The sequence below is a fragment of the Streptomyces sp. RFCAC02 genome (genome assembly GCF_004193175.1).
GTDB lineage: Bacteria > Actinomycetota > Actinomycetes > Streptomycetales > Streptomycetaceae > Streptomyces.
This window is the reverse complement of record NZ_SAUH01000001.1, coordinates 5,262,005-5,281,409: the sequence shown is the minus strand read 5'-3', so window position 1 is coordinate 5,281,409 and position 19,405 is coordinate 5,262,005. Positions and strand designations below refer to the sequence as shown.

14 protein-coding genes and 2 CRISPR repeat arrays (1 of these 16 only partly in view) are annotated in these 19,405 nt (G+C 72.4%); of the genes, 4 read left to right on the top strand and 10 right to left on the bottom strand.

Annotated elements, in window-relative coordinates:
• The first annotated feature begins 7 nt into the window (after positions 1-7).
• Both EMA09_RS24425 and EMA09_RS24420 read left to right on the top strand, forming a co-directional pair.
• Positions 8-811, top strand: coding sequence for an ATP-binding cassette domain-containing protein (locus tag EMA09_RS24425; protein ID WP_129843120.1), 804 nt, complete (start codon positions 8-10; stop codon positions 809-811).
• Positions 808-1,584, top strand: coding sequence for an ABC transporter permease (locus tag EMA09_RS24420; protein ID WP_129843119.1), 777 nt, complete (start codon positions 808-810; stop codon positions 1,582-1,584). Before EMA09_RS24425 ends, EMA09_RS24420 begins: the two co-directional genes overlap by 4 nt.
• Before the next feature lie 314 nt (positions 1,585-1,898).
• Here the strand turns inward: EMA09_RS24420 and EMA09_RS24415 are convergent, their stop codons facing one another.
• From EMA09_RS24415 to EMA09_RS24405, 3 genes are all read right to left on the bottom strand, one after another.
• Positions 1,899-2,453: a glycoside hydrolase family 25 protein gene (locus EMA09_RS24415; protein ID WP_129843118.1), complete on the bottom strand. Its 555-nt coding sequence runs from the start codon at positions 2,451-2,453 to the stop codon at positions 1,899-1,901.
• A 294-nt stretch (positions 2,454-2,747) separates the two neighbouring features.
• Entirely contained in the window at positions 2,748-4,256 is a 1,509-nt protein-coding gene (locus tag EMA09_RS24410) for a glycoside hydrolase family 43 protein (protein ID WP_129843117.1), read from the bottom strand.
• Positions 4,257-4,367: 111 nt separating this feature from the next.
• Complete coding sequence (locus EMA09_RS24405; RefSeq protein ID WP_206306095.1) at positions 4,368-5,420, bottom strand: substrate-binding domain-containing protein; 1,053 nt, start codon at positions 5,418-5,420, stop codon at positions 4,368-4,370.
• 242 nt (positions 5,421-5,662) lie between these two features.
• On the opposite strand from EMA09_RS24405, the gene EMA09_RS24400 reads away from it, so the two are divergent.
• Positions 5,663-7,750, top strand: a complete 2,088-nt coding sequence (locus tag EMA09_RS24400; protein WP_129843115.1) for a cellulose binding domain-containing protein — start codon at positions 5,663-5,665, stop codon at positions 7,748-7,750.
• Between the two features lie 180 nt (positions 7,751-7,930).
• Complete coding sequence (locus EMA09_RS24395) at positions 7,931-8,692, top strand: class I SAM-dependent methyltransferase (RefSeq protein ID WP_240796545.1); 762 nt, start codon at positions 7,931-7,933, stop codon at positions 8,690-8,692.
• Between the two features lie 19 nt (positions 8,693-8,711).
• Positions 8,712-9,533: direct repeats of the CRISPR family, unit length 29 nt; unit sequence GGGACCATCCCCGCGCGTGCGGGGAGCAC.
• Positions 9,534-9,630: 97 nt separating this feature from the next.
• On the opposite strand, the gene cas2e is transcribed toward EMA09_RS24395, so the two are convergent.
• Genes cas2e through cas3 form a run of 7 tightly spaced genes read right to left on the bottom strand, consistent with a single transcriptional unit; the run spans position 9,631 to position 18,821 of the window.
• The gene (gene cas2e, locus EMA09_RS24390; protein WP_129843113.1) at positions 9,631-9,981 is read right to left on the bottom strand and encodes a type I-E CRISPR-associated endoribonuclease Cas2e; all 351 of its coding nucleotides are present in this window, start codon (positions 9,979-9,981) and stop codon (positions 9,631-9,633) included.
• Entirely contained in the window at positions 9,978-10,916 is a 939-nt protein-coding gene (gene cas1e / locus EMA09_RS24385; protein WP_129843112.1) for a type I-E CRISPR-associated endonuclease Cas1e, read from the bottom strand. The genes cas2e and cas1e overlap by 4 nt, the downstream gene beginning before the upstream one ends.
• Complete coding sequence (cas6e, locus tag EMA09_RS24380; RefSeq protein ID WP_129843111.1) at positions 10,913-11,671, bottom strand: type I-E CRISPR-associated protein Cas6/Cse3/CasE; 759 nt, start codon at positions 11,669-11,671, stop codon at positions 10,913-10,915. The genes cas1e and cas6e overlap by 4 nt, the downstream gene beginning before the upstream one ends.
• Complete coding sequence (gene cas5e, locus EMA09_RS24375; protein WP_129843110.1) at positions 11,671-12,411, bottom strand: type I-E CRISPR-associated protein Cas5/CasD; 741 nt, start codon at positions 12,409-12,411, stop codon at positions 11,671-11,673. Before cas5e ends, cas6e begins: the two co-directional genes overlap by 1 nt.
• Positions 12,408-13,601: a type I-E CRISPR-associated protein Cas7/Cse4/CasC gene (gene cas7e / locus EMA09_RS24370; RefSeq protein WP_129843109.1), complete on the bottom strand. Its 1,194-nt coding sequence runs from the start codon at positions 13,599-13,601 to the stop codon at positions 12,408-12,410. Before cas7e ends, cas5e begins: the two co-directional genes overlap by 4 nt.
• Positions 13,598-15,937 carry a type I-E CRISPR-associated protein Cse1/CasA gene (gene casA, locus EMA09_RS24365; protein ID WP_346655853.1) on the bottom strand — a complete coding sequence of 780 codons (2,340 nt, stop codon included), beginning with the start codon at positions 15,935-15,937 and terminating at the stop codon, positions 13,598-13,600. The genes cas7e and casA overlap by 4 nt, the downstream gene beginning before the upstream one ends.
• The gene (gene cas3, locus EMA09_RS24360) at positions 15,930-18,821 is read right to left on the bottom strand and encodes a CRISPR-associated helicase Cas3' (RefSeq protein WP_168220797.1); all 2,892 of its coding nucleotides are present in this window, start codon (positions 18,819-18,821) and stop codon (positions 15,930-15,932) included. Before cas3 ends, casA begins: the two co-directional genes overlap by 8 nt.
• A gap of 207 nt (positions 18,822-19,028) precedes the next feature.
• A CRISPR array of direct repeats spans positions 19,029-19,405; the repeat unit is 29 nt; unit sequence CTGCTCCCCGCACGCGCGGGGATGGTCCC (it continues 324 nt past the right edge of the window).

Below are 19,405 nucleotides of genomic sequence, written 5' to 3'. Positions count from 1 at the left end.
CCGGGGCATGTCCACTCCACCCGCCCCTCCCCCCGACCCCGTGCTGCGCGCCCGTGGCCTCGCCAGGACGTTCCGGCTGCGCACCGGCACGGTCACCGCCGTCCGCGGCGTCGACCTGACCGTCGCGCGCGGCTCCGTGACGGGCCTCCTCGGACCGAACGGCGCCGGCAAGACCACGACGCTCCGCATGCTCGCCACCCTTCTGCGCCCCACCGGCGGCACCGCCGAGGTCGCAGGCCACGACCTGCTGCGCGACCCGCACGCGGTCCGCGCCCGCATCGGCCACGTCTCCCAGTCCGGCGGCCTCGACCCGTCCTGCACGGGCCGGGAGGAACTCGTCACCCAGGCCCGGCTGCACCGCCTGTCCCGCGCCGAGGCCCGCGACCGCGCCGAGGCCGTGGCCGCCGACCTCGGCCTCACCGGCCTGCTCGACCGCCCGGCCGGCACCCTGTCCGGCGGCCAGCGCCGCAGGCTCGAAGTTGCGCTGGGCCTGGTGAACCGGCCGGAGGTCCTGTTCCTCGACGAGCCCACCACCGGCCTCGACCCGGGCAGCCGGGCGGACCTGTGGGACCTGGTCCGCCGCATCCGCGCCGGACTCGGCACGACCGTGCTGCTGTGCACCCACTACCTGGACGAGGCCGACGCCCTCGCCGACCGCGTCGTGATCATCGACGGCGGGACGGTCGTCGCCGAGGGGTCGCCCACCGACCTCAAGCGCCGCGCCACCGGCGACCCGTCGGCCCCGCTCCAGGACGCCTTCCTCGCCCTCACCGGCCGCGCCCCGGCCGCCGACCCCCTGGCCCTCCCATGACCACCACCGCCCTCCGCGCGTTCCTCACCGACACCGGCACCGTCTACGGCCGCTGCCTGCGCGCCACACTGCGGTCGCGGACGTCCCTGTACTTCGGGATGCTGCAGCCGCTGCTCTTCCTCGCGCTCTTCGGCCCCCTGCTGACCGGCCTCGACCTGGGCACGGACGGCTCGTCGTGGCAGGCGTTCGTCCCGGGCGTCCTCGTACAACTGGCCCTGCTGGGCGGCTCGTACGTCGGCCTCGGTCTCGTCGTGGACCGAACGGCCGGTGTCGTGGACCGGATGCGCGCCACACCCATCGCACCGGCCGCCCTGCTGCTCGGGCGGACGCTCCGGGACGTCACCCAACTCGTCGCCCAGGCCGTACTGCTGCTCCTGCTCGGCATGGCGTTCGGCCTGCGCGCCACTGTGCCGGGCGTCCTGCTCGGTCTGCTGCTCGTGGCCGCCCTGTCGCTGGCCCTGTCCGCGCTCTCCTACGGCCTGGCGATGAACGTCCGCTCCACACCGGAGTTCGCCGCCATCGCGAACACCGCGGCGATGCCGCTGATGCTGCTGTCCGGCCTCCTGCTGCCGATGTCGCTGGCCCCGGGATGGCTGGACGGCGCGTCCCGCGCCATTCCGCTGCGCTACACCGCCGACGCCGTACGCGCGGCCTTCCGCGGCGACTACGCGGCGGGCGCGTTCGTCACCGGCACGGCCGTCACCCTGGCCGCCGCCGGCCTGTGCCTGCTCGCGGGCACCCGCCTCTTCCGCTCCGGCGCCGAGGGACGATGACGAACGCAACCGACCGCGCGCCGTCCGCAATACCGCCGGCACCGCGCCCGGCGGTTACTCAAGAAACCCTCAAATAGTGGTCTAGACACTCTTCGGTCGGCGTAGGCTGCTGATCGCCGACTTTCCACCGGCCCGGGCCGGTGGAATCGGTGTCCCCTGAAATACGGAACGCGCCCTCCCGGCCGATCGATCCGGGTCCGGTTCCCCTGCCGGCGTGCCGCGTTCCGCCCCCCGATCCGCTCCGGACCCGGGAATTCCCGGGTCCGGAGCGGTCCTGGCCGGCGGTGGCGCGACCGCCGGCCACGGGGTGGCGGTCAGGCGGATTCCGCCCAGTCCCGCAACTTGTCACGGCTGGAGAAATCCGCGACATTCTTGTCCAGGGGATCGTTCGTGTACTGGTGAATTCGCCACTTCGCCTCAATGCGCGGCTCGCCCGCGGTGCGGTAGTCCGCGATCCACAGGCCGTCACCCGCCTCCGACGTCGTGTCGCGGTTCAGCCAGAAGTCGCGGTTGCAGTAGAGAAGGACCCGGTGATGGGGGCGCAGCCGCTTCACCGCCGCCAGGAAGTCGTCCTTCTCCTTGTTGCTCGCACTGGTCCCCTCGGGTGTCGTCTCCCAGTCGGCGGCGAGGAGATCGCCGTCCTCGGAGGCGCAGTGCTCGACGAAGTACTCGGCCTGGGCGGAGATGTTGCCCGGCCACAGGAAATGGTAGAAGCCCACCACGCATCCGGCGTCCCGCGCCTTCGCGGCCTGCTTCTTCTGTTCAGGACTCACATAGGACCGCCCCTCAGTGGCCTTGACGATGACGAAGTCGAGGCCGTCCGTACTGAACGAACTGTTGTGGGCTGAGACATCGACGCCATGGAGCATAGGTTTTCCTCCACAAACCGTAGTCGCCTGCACACTTATGGTACGCAAATGGGTGAATTCGCCGCTGCCGTCCAGTCGTTCGAGATCGACTTCCGGCCAGCCCGTGTGCGCTCTTCCCCGTCGCGCGCACGAGCGGTTCGCGCCCTGAGCCGCCAGGAAGGAACGGGTTCGGTCGCGAGCGGTCCGTCCGGGAAACAAGGGGCACGCGAGGTGTCCCCCGGCCCTCCGGACGCACACCCGCCGGTTACCCGGGCACCACGCATTCAGTCCGATTCCGCCCGCCGGCGGCGGCGTTCAAGCCTCCAGCGGCTCGTGGTCGAACCAGTCGAAGCGCACGGTGCCCAGGGCCGCGTACGGGCCGATGACGCGGCCGGTGAAGCCTCCGGCGACCTCCGTGGACAGGTACCGGCCGTCGAGGTCGGCCAGGACGACGAACCGGCCGCCGGGCTCCTCGTACCCGAGGAAGAGAGTGTCGGGTCCGGTGCGCGGGTCGGTCATGTCCGCGGACGCGGACACCTCGATCCGCAGCACCACCGGGCCGGGCGGCACCGGCCGCGACGCCTGCACCGCGCGGAGCGGCCCGACCCGCGTGACCACCCGCACCTCGCCCGCGCCCGACTCCACGCGGCAGTGGTGCCGTTCGTCGAGACGCACGGCCAGGCCGCCGACCCCGTCCGCCGGATCGACCAGGGCGCGCACCCGGCAGGACAGGTGCTGCTGACGCCGGCCGACGAACGTGACGCCGTCCTCCGCCTCGTCGCCGGCCTGCCGGCGGGCGCGCAGGGTCAGCGAGCCGGGCCGCTCCTCCGTGGTGCAGTCCCGGTCGGACCGGGTGCGCGGCGAGATCCAGTACGGCGCGAGCCCGGGGCCGTCGAAGTCGTCGCGCACGGGCGGCACCGCGGCGGGCTCCAGCGGCCACGGGGGCGCGGGCATGTCGAGCGCCGGGGTGCCGACGACCGGCCAGCCGTCCTCCCAGGTCACCGGCGCCAGGAACGTCTCGCGCCCCAGCACGTGCCAGCCGGGGGAGCCGCCGCGCGCCCGCACGCCGAGGAACACCATCCACCACGACCCGTCGGGTCCCCGCACCAGGTCGGCGTGGCCGGTGTTCTGCACGGGGTGGTCGGTGCCCCGGTGCGTCAGGACCGGGTTGGCCGGGCACGGTTCGAACGGCCCCCAGGGCGCCGGGCCGCGGGCGATGGACACCGCGTGGCACCGTTCCGTGCCGCCCTCGGCGATGAGGAGGTACCAGTGGTCGCCGATCCGGTACAGGTGCGGCGCCTCGGGGGCCTTCGCGCCGGGGGCGCCGGACCACAGCCGGCGTGGCGGCCCGGTCACCCGGCCGGTGTACGGGTCGAGCGGAACCTGCATGACGCCCGCGCTGGTGCACCAGCAGTTCCCCTCGTCGTCCCACGCGAGGTCCGGGTCGATGCCCTCGACGTCCGGCAGCGGGAGCGGGTCCGACCAGGGGCCGGCCGGATCGGTGGCGGTGACGATGAAGGTGCCGCCGTCGCTCACGTTCGTGGTGATCAGCCAGAACCGGCCGTCGTGGTGGCGGAGCGTCGGCGCGTAGATCCCCCCGGACGAGGGGGAGCCGGGCGGCAGGCTCAACTGACCCGGCCGGTCCAAAGCGTTGCCGATCTGCGTCCAGTGCACCAGGTCACGGCTGTGGAAGAGGGGCACGCCGGGGAAGTACTCGAAGCTGGAGCAGGCGAGGTAGTAGTCGTCACCGACGCGGCAGACGCTCGGATCGGGGTGGAAGCCGGGGATCACGGGGTTGCGGAAGGTGTCGGCCGTCTCCGGCATGCTCCTGGCCAGTCCTCTCATGGGTGCGGGACACGGGCGCGCACGCCGCGAAAGTTTCGCCCCGGCGGGCCGACAGTTTCCCGGCGAGGCTAACGGGGGTACCAAGGGCGGTCAACGGTCCGCGAGTTCGCTCCCCGGCGGCGCGGTGCTCTCCCGGACGGTCAGGGTCGTGGCGATCTCGAGACCGAGCTGCGGCGCCTTCTCACCGCGCCCGAGCGCGAGCGCCAGCTCGGTCGCCGCCGCTGCCATCTCGGTGAGGGGCTGGTGGACGGTGGTCAGGGGCGGATCGACCCACGCGACGACCGGCAGGTCGTCGAAACCGACCACACTCAGGTCGCCGGGAATCCGCAGGCCCGCCTCGCGCGCCGCCCGGTAGACGCCGAGGGCCTGCAGGTCGTTCGCGGTGCAGATCGCGGTCGGCCGGTCCGGGCGCGCGAGCAGCCGGCGCGCCGCCGCCCAGCCGTCCTCGCGGGTGAGGTCGGCGTGCACGACCAGCTCCGGCCCGTCCGGCAGTCCTGCCTGCCGGAGCGCCGACCGGTGCCCGTCCAGCCGCGCCCGGCAGCACAGTACGTCCTCCGGACCGGCGACCACGCCGATGCGGCGGTGCCCGAGGCCGATGAGGTGACGGGTCGCGGCCCGGCCGCCCGACCAGTTCGTGGCGCCGACGAACGGCACGTCGTCCGGCAGTTCGGCGGTCGGGTCGAAGACGACGAACGGGATGCCCTTCGCGCGCAGTTGTCCGCGTTCGGCCTCGGAGAGCTGGGCCACCGACAGGACACAGTTCGGCCGCCGGGAGACCGTGTCGTCCCAGGTGCGCGGGCCGGCGTCGTGCAGCCCGAACTCCGAGACCAGCACGCCGACCCGGTGCTCGCGGGCGACGCGTTCCACACCCCGGATGATCTCCACGGCCCACAGGTCGCGCAGTTCGCGGAAGACGAGCTCCACCACGTTGCTGCGGCCGGCGCCGGCGGGCCTGCGGTAACCGTGCCGGTCGACCAGCTCCTCGACGCGGGCGCGCGTCCGCGCGGACACCCCCGACTTGCCGTTGATCACCTTCGACACGGTCGGGACCGACACTCCCGCCGACTCGGCGATGTACGCGATCGTGACCGGCCGGGACGCGTCGGGCTTCCCGGGAGGTCCCCCGGATGCGCTGCCGGCCATGGTGCCCTCCCCCGATCCGCCAACGGGTGCCTCCACGGCCGCCATTGTGGCACCGGGAAGGCCGGCCGTCCCCGCTCCGGCGGCTGTTGCGTTCTCCGCGCGGCGGCCGGGAAATTCTCCACCCCGACTCATTGACCTGTCCATGCCCCGTCTCCATTATGGGAGCGCTCCCAGACGCTCGGCGCCGTGCTGCTGAGCCCGGCGGCCGGGCTCCCGTGCCCGCCTGCGAAGGGACCACGCCCATGCTGCTCGCACACCGGCCACCCGGCCGGACCCGTACGGTCCGGGTACTGACCGCCGCGCTGGCCTGCGCCCTGACCACCGCCCTCGCGGTGGCCGACCGGACACCGGCAGCCGCCGACACGGCCGACACGCCGGACGTCGAGGTCTCGGTCAACGCCGCCCTGGGCCTCGGCACGCTCGACGAGGCGGCGTTCGGCGTCAACACCGCCATCTGGGACGCCCACATGAACGACCCCGAGGTCGCCACGCTGATGGGCGACGCCGGCATCGGCGCGATGCGCTACCCCGGCGGCTCGTACGGCGACATCTACCACTGGGAGGACCACACCGCACCCGGCGGCTACGTCGCGCCCGGCACCGGGTTCGACGACTTCATGGGCACGGTGCGGGCCACCGGCGCGCAGCCGATCATCATCGCGAACTACGGCACGGGCACGCCCGAAGAGGCCGCCGAGTGGGTCCGCTACGCCAACATCACACGCGGGTACGGCGCGAAGTACTGGGAGATCGGCAACGAGATCTACGGCAACGGCCATTACGGCGCCGGCTGGGAGGCCGACGACCACCCGGACAAGAGCCCCGCCGAGTACGCGCGCAACGTCCTCGCCTACGCCGAGGCCATGCGGGCCGTCGACCCGTCCATCAGCATCGGCGTCGTCCTCACCACCCCCGGCGACTGGCCGGACGGCATCACCGGCCCCGGCGACAGCGCCGACTGGAACCACACGGTGCTGTCCATGGTCGCCGACACCATCGACTTCGCCGTCGTGCACTCGTACCCGGGCGGCGCCACCGCCGACGAGGCGCTGGACCGCGTCGCCCGGCTCCCCGGGCAACTGCGGGAGGTCCGCCGGCAGATCGACCGGTACGCGGGGGACCGTTCCGCCGAGATCGGCATCGCGCTCACCGAGGTCAACTCGAACGTCCAGCAGAACAGCCGCCCCAACGGCCTGTTCGCCGCCGACGTCTACATGACCGCCCTGGAGAACGGCGTCTTCAACGTCGACTGGTGGAACACGCACAACGGACCGACCGAGGTGAACGAGGTCGACGGCGAGACCGACTTCAACGACGCCGGCCTGCTGTCCAGCGGCGGTTGCATCGGAGACGTGTGCCAACCGCCGCTGCACACCCCGTTCCACCCGTACTACGGCATCAAGTCCCTGACCACGCTCGGCGGGCCGGGCGACACCATGGTGGCCGCCTCGTCCAGCAGCGACGAGGTGTCCGTCCACGCCGTGCACCGGGCGGACGGCGACCTGAGCGTCATGCTCATCAACAAGGACCCCGACACCGCGCACCGGGCGGACATCGACTACGCCTCCTTCACGCCCGGACCGGGAGCCCCGGTCGTCCACCGTTACGCACGGGGCGACACCGACGTCACACGGGTCGCCGCGGCCGGGGACGGCCCGCAGATCCTCCCGCCGTACTCGATCACCACCATCACCGTCTCCCCGCAGTCGGGCGGCGCGGCGGTCGGCGCGCCGGGCGCTCCGCGGCTCACCGGTGCCGACAGCACCACGGCCACCGTGAGCTGGCCGGCCGCCGACGGCGCGCCGGTGGCCTACGAGGTGTACGAACGGACCGGGGGTGCGAACGCCCAGCTCCTCGGCACGACCACCGACACGTCGCTGACCCTGCGCAACCTGCCGCCGGGCACGGAGCACACCGTCAACGTCCTCGCCCGTGACGCGGCGGGGCACCTGTCCCGGCCGTCCGAGCCGCTGACCTTCGCGACCACCTCGCCACGGGACAGCACGTGCCTGGTGACCTACCGCGTGGACACGAGCTGGAGCAGCGGCTTCGTCGCCTCGGTGACCGTCTCGAACCTGGGCGACACGCCGATCAACGGCTGGACACTGGACTTCGTCTGGCCGGCCACGGGCCAGTCGGTGCAGAGCGCGTGGAACGCGCAGGTCAGCGGCTCCGGCACACGGGTCCACGCCACGGACACGGGCGGCAACGCACTCCTGGCACCGGCCGGCGGCTCGACGGCGACGTTCGGCTTCGTCGGCGCGAACGAGGCCGCGAACCCGACACCGACGACGTTCACACTGAACGGCACCGTCTGCCGTACGGCCTGACGACTCCCCCGCGCCCGACCGCCGTTCCGGCCCCTGCGACCGGGACGGCGGTCGCCGCCGCCTCCCCCGCGCGGTGCGGACTCCTGGACGACAGCCCGAAACCGGGACGCCCCGAATCGGCGTCGAGAAGGAGGACGACGCCGGCACGAGATGTCCGGACGACCAGAGGGAGACCGCGGCTTGCCCACCCCCGAGAACCACGCCGAGCCCGGCCCCGCGGCCCGGGTGAACGACTACGACGGCTTCGCCGAGGCGTATTCGGCCCTCAACGAGACCAGCCTCCTGAACGCCTACTACGAGCGGCCCGCGATGCTGTCCCTCGCGGGGGACGTGGCCGGCCGCCGGATTCTCGACGCCGGCTGCGGCTCCGGCCCCCTGTTCGCCGCGCTGCGCGATCGGGGGGCTCTCGTCACCGGCCTCGACTCCAGCGCCGGGATGGTGGAACTGGCACGACGGCGGCTGGGTGCGGACGCGGCCCTGCACGTGGCCGACCTGAGCGACCCGCTGCCGTTCGCCGACGACGCGTTCGACGATGTCGTCGCCTCGCTGGTGCTGCACTACCTGGAGGACTGGGGGCCGACGCTGGCAGAGATGCGGCGAGTACTCAGGCCCGGCGGACGCCTGATCGCTTCGGTGCAGCACCCTTTCGTGGACTACGCGATGCAGAATCCTCGGCCCGACTACCACGCGACCACCAGCTACACGTACGAATGGGACGACTTCGTGGGCCAACCCGCCCCGATGACCTTCTGGCGCAGACCACTGCACGCGATGACCGAAGCTTTCACAGCGGCCGGCTTCCGCCTGACAGTCATCAGCGAACCACGACCCGACCCGGCCGCCCGCGAGCTGTACCCCGACGAGTTCGACGACCTCTCGACGAAGATGTGCTTCATGCTCTTCGCACTGGAGACACCACCGGCCACCAGCACATCCGAGTGACGAACACGAGCGGTCCACATGGGCCGTCCCCGCGCATGCGGGGAGCACAAGTAGGGGCCGGGGAGCAGGTTGGCGGCGGTGGGACCATCCCCGCGCGTGCGGGGAGCACGGCACCATCCAGGACGTCGTCACCCATGTCGCGGGACCATCCCCGCGCGTGCGGGGAGCACCCTCGGTGCCCAATCCCGGGGCCGGCCGTCTTGGGACCATCCCCGCGCGTGCGGGGAGCACTCGCCCGTCATCATGTTGACCTCGAAGTCGGGGGGACCATCCCCGCGCGTGCGGGGAGCACGCCCATCAGTCGGATGCCAGCGCCGCGCTGCGGGGACCATCCCCGCGCGTGCGGGGAGCACTGCGGGACGTGCTGTGTCCCGACGGTGGGGCTGGGACCATCCCCGCGCGTGCGGGGAGCACTCCGCGATGTACGCGAACCGTGTCCTTGGCGAGGGACCATCCCCGCGCGTGCGGGGAGCACCGGGCCGGTGCGGAGGCCCGCACCATCCCCGCGGGACCATCCCCGCGCGTGCGGGGAGCACCCAGCATGATGACGAGGGGGCGTTCCTCATCCGGGACCATCCCCGCGCGTGCGGGGAGCACGTGATCACGGATCGCTACCGCCTGAATGATCAGGGACCATCCCCGCGCGTGCGGGGAGCACGTACTCAGCGGACCGCGTGAACGCCGACCCAAGGGACCATCCCCGCGCGTGCGGGGAGCACTCGCGACGTGCTCCCGCCATGTCACCAGCGCCGGGACCATCCCCGCGCGTGCGGGGAGCACTGACGGTCCTGCTCGGTCCACAGGCCGTGCGGAGGACCATCCCCGCGCGTGCGGGGAGCACTCTCGTTGAGCTGCGGTGTTTCGGCGTCGTGGGGCTGGTTTTACTTAACTTCGGGGAGTCGGGCATTTGGTGTGGAACGGGTGATTGGTGCCTGGTGTCATCGTCTGCCGTAGCGGAGTTGTTTGGCCGCCTTGCTCCAGCCCTTTTTCGGTCCGGTCCCGCTGTTGGGTGGCGGGGTCGATGGGCGGTGGATCAGTGTCAGGCCCTCGTGGTCTGTCGGGTGCCATGCGTGGTCGTGTGTGCGGAAGATGTAGCCCTGCTCGTTGTTCGCCGTGTGTGCCAGGAGTGCGCGGCCCTGGCCGGCGTACTGCCGTACCTCGTCCCACAGCACGTCGCGTACACGCGCGGACGGGCTCCCGATGAACACGCCCGCCGAGATTTCGAGAAGCCAGCGTGTGAGGAAACCCCTCAGCCCCGCCGGGCAGTTCGTCAGGACGATCACCGTCACCAGCCCGGCTCCTCGTCGTAGTTGAGCCCGGAGGCCACCGCCGTGCCCCGGTCGGACTGCAGGAGGACGACGTCCTCGCCCCGGTCGTCCGACGTGACGCCGAGCAGGTTCCTGATGTCGTCCACGCAGCGGTCGAGCAGCCCGAGTTCCGTGATGCGGTCGCGCAGAGCCCGGCGGGTACGCGAGCCGATGTCCTCCGGCCCTTCGGCCGCGGCGTCGAACGCGACGGGGATACCGATCTCCGTCTTGTAGAGGTCGGCGACGTCGAGCGCGAACGACAGTTCATGGCCGGAGTGGATGAAGCCGAGCGCCGGGCTGCAGCCGAGTGACGTGATGACGGCGTGGGCGATCCCGTACATGCACTGCGCGGCGGCCGTGATCGCCTGGTTGACGGTGTCCCCGTCGGCGAAGTCGCCCGGCGTGTAGTGGCGTCCGTGCCAGGGGACACCCGTACGGGCCGACTGGGCGCGGTAGCAGTCCTTGACGCGGCGGCCCTCGCGTCCGAGGAGTTCCTGCCGGGTCAGACCGGCCGGGTCCTCGTCGGGGAACCGCAGCCGGTACATGGCACGCGCCACCGCGAGACGTGTGCGCTGGTTCGCCCATGCCGTGGCCTGCGCCTCGACGAGTGCAGACGAGCGGGTGAGGGCGCGGCCGGACGCGTAGTAACGGACGCCTCGTTCACCGACCCAGACGGCCGCCGCCCCGGTCTCGCCGAGAACGCTCATCGCCTGGTGGGTGACGCGCGTTCCGGGTCCGAGAAGGAGCGTGCCGATGGTGGCCGACGGGATGTGGCGCACCCCGTCGGCGTCCTCAGCCGTGATGGCGTTGGCGTCGCGGTGGACAACGCACCGTTCGAGGTAGACGAACGAGAGACGTTCGGCCGTGCGCGTCAGGTGCCTGGGGGTGAGGGCTGTGCGCTGCGAAACGGTGCTCATGAGATCGGCGCCAGCGTCATGAGGCCGCACCCGTATGCCTTGGCCTTGCCCAGCCCTTGGGTGAGGGTGCGCCGCAGGACGTCAGCGTTGGTCACTTCGAGGCGGCCGTCGAACGTCGCGGTGACGATGGTGGCCCGGTTCCGGTCCGAAGTGGCGGTGGGCTTCCGGAAGACGAGAGGCCGCACGTCGCGGACGGTCAAGTGGTAGCGGTCGCCGGGGTACGGACGACCCTGGTGGGTGGTGCCGTCGGGCAGCAGGCGTTCGCCGTCGGCCTTCTCCGTGATCCGGAAGCCCGCGTGCTCCTGTTGTTCGAGCAGCCAGCCCATTTGGTGGACGGGCGTCCGGTGGGCGGTCCGCTTCCTCGGCTCGCTCTCCTTGCGGCGGACGAAATGCACCGGGTTGGCGGTGATGCGGAAACCCCACGTGCTGCCGGTCGTGATGCGGTCGAGGAACGGCGTGTACGGGTGGGTGCGCCAGCCCGGTTCCCCGTCGGTGACGGCGTGCGGCCACCCCGCCTGCTCCACGAGGTGCGTCAGATCCGGGCGGTACGGGGCGGCGATGAACAGGAACACCTCGGCCGGCGCGTTGGCGTCCAGCCGCCACAGCACCCGTGGACCGCCGGGGGCGCCGTTCCCCTCGGACGGGACGAGCTGCGGGAAGGACGCCATGACGGCGGCGTGCGTGACCTGGGGTGAGGAGATCAGCCGCCGGCCGCCCGAGCGTGCGGTGTTCACACGGAAGCGGGTCAGGAACATCAGGGGGCATCCTCATCCGGGAACGCGGTGAACGGGTCGTGGGCGGGCACCGGTTCCCTGCGCGTGGCGGCGCACGGGTTGGGCACCTCCACCCGGCGGGTGACGACGGTGCGCAGGGCGTGGCGGCGCCTGGCGGGTGAGAACGACAACGGCTGATCGCGCAGGCTGTCGCCCCGGGCGGCGTCGGAGTCCGGCCCGGGTTCGTGGAGCACCGTGAGTGTCACCTCGCGCTGGTGGCGCAGTTGCCGCTGGTACCAGGGCGACGCCTGCCAGCGCTCGCCCTCCAGCACGTCTTCGAGGGACGCGCCGTCGCTGATGTCCAGCTCGACCGGCGGGGACAGCGGGCACGACCGGCGCCCGAGACTGGGCGTGTAGACGGGAGCCCGCATGGCGGTGTGGATGTCTTCCAGAAGGTCGCGGGGTCCTTCGAGCGCGGCGAGGAAGACGGCGTCCGCGAGGTAGAACCGCTCGGTGAGCGGCATCGACTCCTCGGTCACCTGGTGGTGGGCGGTGTGGAAGTCACGGATCCGCGTGCCCGGCTGGTCGACGCGCACCCCGAACCGCAGGGCGGTGAGCCGTGCGAGGCCCGTGTCGTCGGCGCGTTCGACGCCGAGGGCGGCGGCCACCAGCCCGATGACGCCACTCTTCGTGGGGGCGTTCTCGGTGGTGCGGCGTACGAAGCGGGAACCGGCCCCCCAGGACTGCAGGGGGCCGGCGAGCCGCAGCGGCAGGACACTCATGCGGGCTGTCCCAGGGCGTCGGCGACGGCCTGCCCGGCCTCGGCGACCAGCGCGGACAGCTTGGGCACCTCGGTGGCGACGTCGGTCAGCTTCCCCGTGTGGAGGCCGATCCGCAGCACCCAACTGCGCGTGGCGTCGTTCCCGTACGCCCGCTCGATGTCGGGGATGTAGCCGGCGAGCCGCTCGGCGGCCTCGCGGAGGTGGCCGCTGCCGGTGTGGGCGGTGACCGGGTCCTCGAACGCGGCGACGTAGCTGATGGGCCGCGTGGTGCGGAGCGTGACGAGGACGGCGTCCGGGAGGGTGTGGTTGCCGAACGTGTTGATCTTCCCGGTCGGCATGGACGACACGAACGCCTCGATGAACGCCTCGACCGCGCGCCGCACGGGCTCGGTGGCCGGCCGGTCGTCGCGCTGCCCGTCGCCGAGGGTGGCCGCGAGCTGGTGGACGTTGACCGAGGCGTAGCGGTAGAGCGTGGCCGAGTTGAAGTCGGTCGTGCTGATCATGCCGGCGCCGGACTCCTCCTCCATGTTTCGGTCGTCCACGGCCGTGAAGTAGTCGGACTCGTTCTCCACCGGGTGGACGCTCAGGGCGTGGGCGACCTGCACGGCGGCGTCGACGTTGATGTCGGCGGCGTCGGCGACCATCCTGCCGAAGAGGGCGATGTCGACGGAGTGCTCGGTGTCGGCGAGTTCCTTGGCGCGGACCTTGTTCTTCTTGTCCTTCAGGAAGGCGGCCGGGTCGGCGGCGCCCTCGATGGCGAGGTCCGCGAGGTTGTCGAGCTGCCGGGAGCCGAGGAACATCAGGTACTTCGACTCCGGCACGGCGTCCTGCCCCTCCTCGCCGCCCTTGTTCTTGCGGGCCGGGGGCTCCAGCTTCTTCCCGATGATCGCGGCGAACACCTCGGCCGCCAGCGTCAGGGCGGCCGCGCGGTCGATCGACGGTTCCCGGCGGGTGATCCGCTCGGCCAGCAGGTCGACGACCTTCCGGGTCCGCACGCCCAGATCCCGGGGGTCCAGCAGCTTCTGCTCCCCGAAGTACTCACGGGTGGCACGCTTCCACGCCTGGCTGGAGACCCGCGCCCGGCGCGCGCCGCCGTAGACGGCCGACTTCGGCGCCCCGGTGTCGTCCCGGTTCAGATTGCTCGGCGGGACGGTCTGCAGCGCGTGGACGTCGACGTAGATGCTCTTCACTGGGCGTTGTTCTCCTCGGAATCGGCGGCGGTCGGGTCCGTGCCGGTGTCGGTCGTGAGGGGCGGGGTGTGGAACGAGCGGCCCCAGTCGCGGCGTACGGTGTCGCGTCCGCCGGGGGCCTGCCAGCGGTACAACTGCTCGGCGAGCAGGCCGTAGTCGAGCGGGACGTCGTCGCGGCGCAGCAGGTCCACGAGGTTCCGCAGGCGTTCGGTGAGGGCGCCCAGGTCCGTGGCCGTCCCGACGCGGACGAACCGCTTGCGGACCGGCCCGTCGATCTCGTCGGCCGGCAGGAGCCGCCGCACCGCCCGGCCGAGGCCGGTCGGAACGGCCGGCGTGGTGGCGCGGTGCATGGCGGTGGAGCGGGACTGTTGGTGCGACGCCCACAGGGTGAGGGCGATGTGCACGGCGTTCTCCGCCCACTCCGTCTCGGCGTCGGACATCCGCCGTTCGCCCTCGGGTACGGCGTGCAGGGGGCCGGTGTCGACCAGGCCCCACAGGTCGGCGTTCGCCGCCAGGTCGCGGCCCGCGCCGCGCCGCAGCCGTGCCAGCGCGGCCACGGCAGTGGACCTGTCGGCCAGATACCCGCTCTGCAGGGGGGCGATGAGGCCGGCGGTCGTATCACGGACCCGCTGGGGGGCGGTCGGTGGCGGCGCGGTCTGGGGGATCACGGGCGGGAGACCTCCGGTCGGGGAAGGGGAGCCGGGCTCGGCGGTGTATTCCTGGGCCAGGGCGCGGCGCAGTGCGCGCCAGAACATCCGCTCCGCGAGGGGCGCGTGCAGCCACACCTGCCGCTTGCCGATCTCGGTCACCCGGCCCTCCCAGGCGGGGTCACCGGCCTCGGTCAGCAGCCGGACGCCCAGGCGGTGCACGATCCGGTACGCCGTCCGCCGCCACAGGTCGCGCTGGGCGTACGGGTCCTCCGCGCCGCCCAGTTCGCTCAGCCATGTCCGGTAGGAGCCGTCCAGGGCGGCGTAGCCCAGGTCGTGGGCGGCGTCCTTCGCGGCGTCCGGCGCGTCGTTGGACGCGTCCTGGGCCGACGCGAGGTTCCGGGCCAGGTCCCCCAGCACGCGTACGGCCGCGTCGCTGTCCGCGACCGCCCCCTTGGCCTGTGTCCCGAAGCTCGGGTGATGGTGGTCCAGCAGGACGACCCCCATCGCGACACGGTCGTCGACGACCTCGTCGACCACCGACTGCTGCGTCCCGTACGTCATGCCGACCGTCCGCGCCCGGATACGGAAGGCAGGCGGCAGGTACCCCTCGGTCGTCAGCCGGGCCACCCAGTTGATGACCGGCGGGGCGAGGGAAGCGGCGGCCTCCGCGCCCTGCTGTCCACCGGTCGCGTCCGCGATCAGGGAGGCGAGCCCCCGCCACGCCGACCGGGCGGGATCGTGCTGCCGTGGCAGGTAGACGGGGACCTGCTTCAGCTTCTTCTCCTGCGCGGTGCTGCGCCGCCAGGCGGTCATGGGCTCCTGGGCGTGCCGGTTGTGCGGCGTGAGCGGATCGCCGTAGCCGATGACGACGCCGTGGACCCCGTCGTCGTCCCAGTGCAGGCGTACCCGCCGGGTCTGCCAGGTGTAGAGGTCGCGCAGGCCGCTGGGAACGCGCTCACCGCCGTCCGGTCCGGGCGGGCTCACGGGGCGGCGCCACGCGGGAAGGTCCTCGGCCTCGGCCCGGATTCCGGGCTCGTCGGCGGCGATGAGGTTCAGCAGGAGCGTCTCGCGCAACGTCTCGCCCTCGACGAACACGCCGCCGAGGGTGCCCGCCCACCCCACGCCGAGCGGGTAGACCTTGCCGCCCTTGACCCGTGGATCGTCCTCGACGCCGGTCTTGATGCCGGACGTGTCGTACGCGTGCGCGTGGACCAGCCAGCGTGCCGCCTCCGCGAACCCCACCCGTTCCACCGTGGGCATCCGGGCGCTGAGGAACGGCTTGCCCGTCGGCACGTCGGCCACGACCCGGTTGAGCGAGAACACCTCCCCCTTGCCGGTCCGCAGGCCGGGGACCTGGAAGAACGGTGTCCGTGGATGGAGCAGGTCGAACCGCTCCCGGTGCTCGTCGAGGTACCCGTCGACCGGCGCGAACGCCTTCGGGTCGTCCCACAGGTCGCCCCACGCCTCCGGATCCGACGGCCCGTCCACCGCGTCGTGCAGGACAGCCAGCAGCAGGCGGACGATGGCGAACTCCTGCGTCGCCAGGTCACCGGTGATCCGGCGTACGTCCCCGGCGCGGGCGAAGAGGTCCCGCAGGGAGACCTCGGACTCGCTGCCGTCGAGCCACTGCGCCCCGATCCACGGTCGGCTCGTCAAGTCGTAGGAGAGCGGGGAGCGTTCAGTCACGCGTCACCTCGAGTCCGTCCCTTTCGCTGTAGTGGAGCGAGAAGCCTGCCAGACGGGTCCGACAGTCCTCGTCGAGCTGGAGGATCAGTTGCCCGTCCAGCCAGGGACTTTCCTTGCCCTGCCACGGCTTCACCCAGGTCTCCTCCAGTTCGGCGATCGCCCGGTCGGTGACCTCCGGGTCGGAGAACTCGATGGGCAGTCGCAATCCGCACCGGGCGGCGGCGAGCGCGGCCTCCAGTGGAGGGACACGGTCCACGGGGAGTTCCAGCCCGGCTCCCTTGTCGAGCCATGGCAGCGTCGTCAGGGTCCCGTCGTCGCGGCGGCGCACCACCAGGACTTCCACGGCCGGCCGGCCGTCACGGACCTGGGCCTGCCCGGCCGGGGAATCGTCGGCGTCCCCCACGCCGGCCGCGATCCAGCCGATCAGCGAACGCCCGGGACGGCCGACCTCGCCGAGACGGAACACCGACGCTTTCTGCTCCTGCTCCCGGCGCCGCTTCTCGTGCCGCTGCCCGGCCTCGGCCAGGGCACCCGCCCAGCCCGCCGGACCGACGTCCCCGTCGCCGTAGGCCGCCTGGACGAGCGGGCTGATGTCCCCGGGCAGCCGCACCGGACGCCCTCCGTCCAGGTGCGGCAGCAGCACGGCGGCCGACCGCAGCAGCGCGTACGCCCCGTACACCGCCACCGATCCGCGCACCGGCGCGGGGGCGTCCGTACCGTCCCCCCAGTCGGCGCCGGTGACGAGGCAGCGGGCCACCGCCAGCCGCTCGGGGCGCGGACGGCGGTGCCGGTGCAGCCGGCCGATCCGCTGCAACAGCAGGTCCACCGGGCACAGGTCCGTGACCAGCAGGTCGAAGTCCACGTCGAGGGACTGCTCGGCGACCTGGCTCGCCACCACGATGTGCAGGCCCGACGGCCGCTCTCCGCCCGCCTCCCCGGGAGGCCCGAACCGGGCGAGCAGGTCAGCGTCATTGGCCGCCCGATCCACGTCGATGAACCGCGAGTGGGCGACGGTCACAACGTCGTCCCCGAAGCGTTCACGGAGGACCCGCGCGGTGTCGAGGACCCGCCGCACGGTGTTCCGCACGACCAGGACGCAGCCGCCGCCCTCCTTCTCCTCCGCCAGGCGGTCGGCGAGGGTCGCCACGTCGTCGTCCAGGCGCTCCAGGACCACTTCCCCGCCGTGATCCGACGCGGCGGGGGCCTCGACGACGGGGGCCTCGCCGGGCGCCACGGCGGTCAGCAGCGGGTAGTCCGTCGTCTCCTGGAGTGCGGCGAACTCCGGCGCGCCGCCGGGCACACCGGCGTACGCCTCCGCGAGCTGCCTCCTGCGGTCGGCGGGGAGCGTCGCGGACAGGACGACGACCGGGACCCGGTAGGCGCCCAGCCAGCTCAGGACCCGGTCGAGATAGACGCTCATGTAGGTGTCGTAGGCGTGGGCCTCGTCGATGACCACGACCTTGCCGGCGACGCCGAGATGACGCAGGACCAGGTGCCGGCTCTTGAGGCCCGCGAACAGCAGTTGGTCGATGGTCCCGGCGACGAAGGACGCGAGCATGGCCTTCTTCCGCCCGCGCAACCACTGATGGGCGACCAGTTCCGCCGACGCGGCCCGTCCGGGTCCCCGACTCGGGGACCGCTCGCCGTCCATGTCGACCGAGGCGGAGCCGCGGCCCCAGCGGCCACGCCGTACGTCGTCGAAGTCCTTGTTGAGCGCGGCCTTGGAGTGGGCGAGCTGCACGCTCAGCCGCGTGCCCGACGGTGACGGCAGACGGTCGAGCCAGCGCAGGAGCCGGGGGAACATGCCGTTGCTCGTGGCCATGGTGGGCAGCGCGAAGAAGACACCCCCGGCGCCCGAGCGGGCCGCCAGGATCTCGGCGGCCGCGAGGGCCGCCTCCGTCTTCCCCTCCCCCATCGGCGCCTCGATCACCATCAGTCCCGGGCGTTCCATCCGGCGGGCCAGGTAGACCGCCTGCGCCTGGACGGAACGGGGCACCGCGCCGGGCGGCAGCCGGAAACGGGCCGCGAACAGGTCCGCCACCTCGGCCGGGGGCTCCCCGGCCGCCCAGGGCGCCGGCAGATCGACAGCGGCCCAACCGGCCTCGACGCGCTTCTCGTCCGGGACTCCCGCGGCGTCGGGGAAGTAAGGGAAGAAGTCCGGGTTGCTGGCGATCCAGTCCGCCATGATCACGACTGCCGTGAGCAACGCCTGTACGGGCTGGGGTAGTTTCACCGTCTGCCAGGCCGTCAGACGCTCGGCGATCCCGTACTCCTCGGCGCAGGCGTCCAACAGCTCCGTCTGCACCCGCCCCCACAGCGGCTCGGACGGGCCGGGCGTACGCAGCAACTCGGGGTGGTCGTGCACCGCCCTGACCTGGAGCGACTCCGGCGGCACGCCGTGGTGTCCGCCGACGACGACGGTGAACTGGCCCGTGTGCCGGAGGTTCCAGCCATGCTTCTCCACGAGCCATTCCCCGAGCAACACCTGCCCGGCCAGCCCGTGCGGGGCGAGCCGTCGATCGGGGCCGTACTGGGCGTAGGTGCGCATGTCGAGTTGGGCGTCCCGCATGGTGTCGGCGAGGCCGTCGACCTGGCAGGCGAACGCGGGGGTGGCCTTGCCGATGTCGTGCACGGCCGCGAGCCAGCTCACCAGCCGGCGACCGTCGGCCTCACCGTCCGGCAGCGCCTCGGCGATCAGCGCTCGCAGGTTGGCGGGCAGCCAGGTGTCCCACAACAGGCCGGCGACGGCGGCGCTGTCGGCCATGTGCCGCCAGAGCGGCAGCCAACCGTCACTGTCTCGCTCATGCTTGGCCCAGACACGCCGCACCGGACCGACCAGCCGCGCCGCCAGGCCGGGAGGGGCTTCCCCGGATCTCCATGCCATGGCCGCATTAGACACGCTTCGACGCAGCGCATGTGCAGCTTTCCTGAAAGTCACCATGGCCCCGGCCGTACGATCGCATTACACCCGTGGCACGGAGAGGCGAGTTTGACGAACATGACCGTTTGGCGCACTTCACCCGCAATGCCGGAGTCGGCGAAGTTAAGTAAAACGGCCTACCCTCTCGCCTGAACCCGCAGCTCACGGAGTCTGCTCCCCGCACGCGCGGGGATGGTCCCAGCGAGAAACGCCGCTCGTTCAGGCCGTACCCCTGCTCCCCGCACGCGCGGGGATGGTCCCCTCCCCGGCGGTGCCCTGTGACCGCCGAGTTGCTGCTCCCCGCACGCGCGGGGATGGTCCCAACCTGCGGACCGCCGGGGACAACGCCCGCCGCTGCTCCCCGCACGCGCGGGGATGGTCCCGTTCTACGCCGGGGGCCGCCTCGACGGGCCGTCTGCTCCCCGCACGCGCGGGGATGGTCCCTGGCGCTCGTGGCCGCGCCGGCGGTGTCCCGCCTGCTCCCCGCACGCGCGGGGATGGTCCCCAGCGCATCGCCGAGTACTACGAGTACAGCGCCTGCTCCCCGC

Coding starts and splice junctions, on each gene's coding strand:
- EMA09_RS24425 (WP_129843120.1), top strand. CDS start 8: ATGTCCACTCCACCCGCCCCTCCCCCCGACCCCGTGCTGCGCGCCCGT.
- EMA09_RS24400 (WP_129843115.1), top strand. CDS start 5,663: ATGCTGCTCGCACACCGGCCACCCGGCCGGACCCGTACGGTCCGGGTA.
- cas1e (WP_129843112.1), bottom strand. CDS start 10,916: ATGAGCACCGTTTCGCAGCGCACAGCCCTCACCCCCAGGCACCTGACG.
- cas6e (WP_129843111.1), bottom strand. CDS start 11,671: ATGTTCCTGACCCGCTTCCGTGTGAACACCGCACGCTCGGGCGGCCGG.
- EMA09_RS24405 (WP_206306095.1), bottom strand. CDS start 5,420: ATGGCCGGCAGCGCATCCGGGGGACCTCCCGGGAAGCCCGACGCGTCC.
- EMA09_RS24420 (WP_129843119.1), top strand. CDS start 808: ATGACCACCACCGCCCTCCGCGCGTTCCTCACCGACACCGGCACCGTC.
- cas3 (WP_168220797.1), bottom strand. CDS start 18,821: ATGGCATGGAGATCCGGGGAAGCCCCTCCCGGCCTGGCGGCGCGGCTG.
- EMA09_RS24410 (WP_129843117.1), bottom strand. CDS start 4,256: ATGCCGGAGACGGCCGACACCTTCCGCAACCCCGTGATCCCCGGCTTC.
- EMA09_RS24415 (WP_129843118.1), bottom strand. CDS start 2,453: ATGCTCCATGGCGTCGATGTCTCAGCCCACAACAGTTCGTTCAGTACG.
- cas5e (WP_129843110.1), bottom strand. CDS start 12,411: ATGAGTGTCCTGCCGCTGCGGCTCGCCGGCCCCCTGCAGTCCTGGGGG.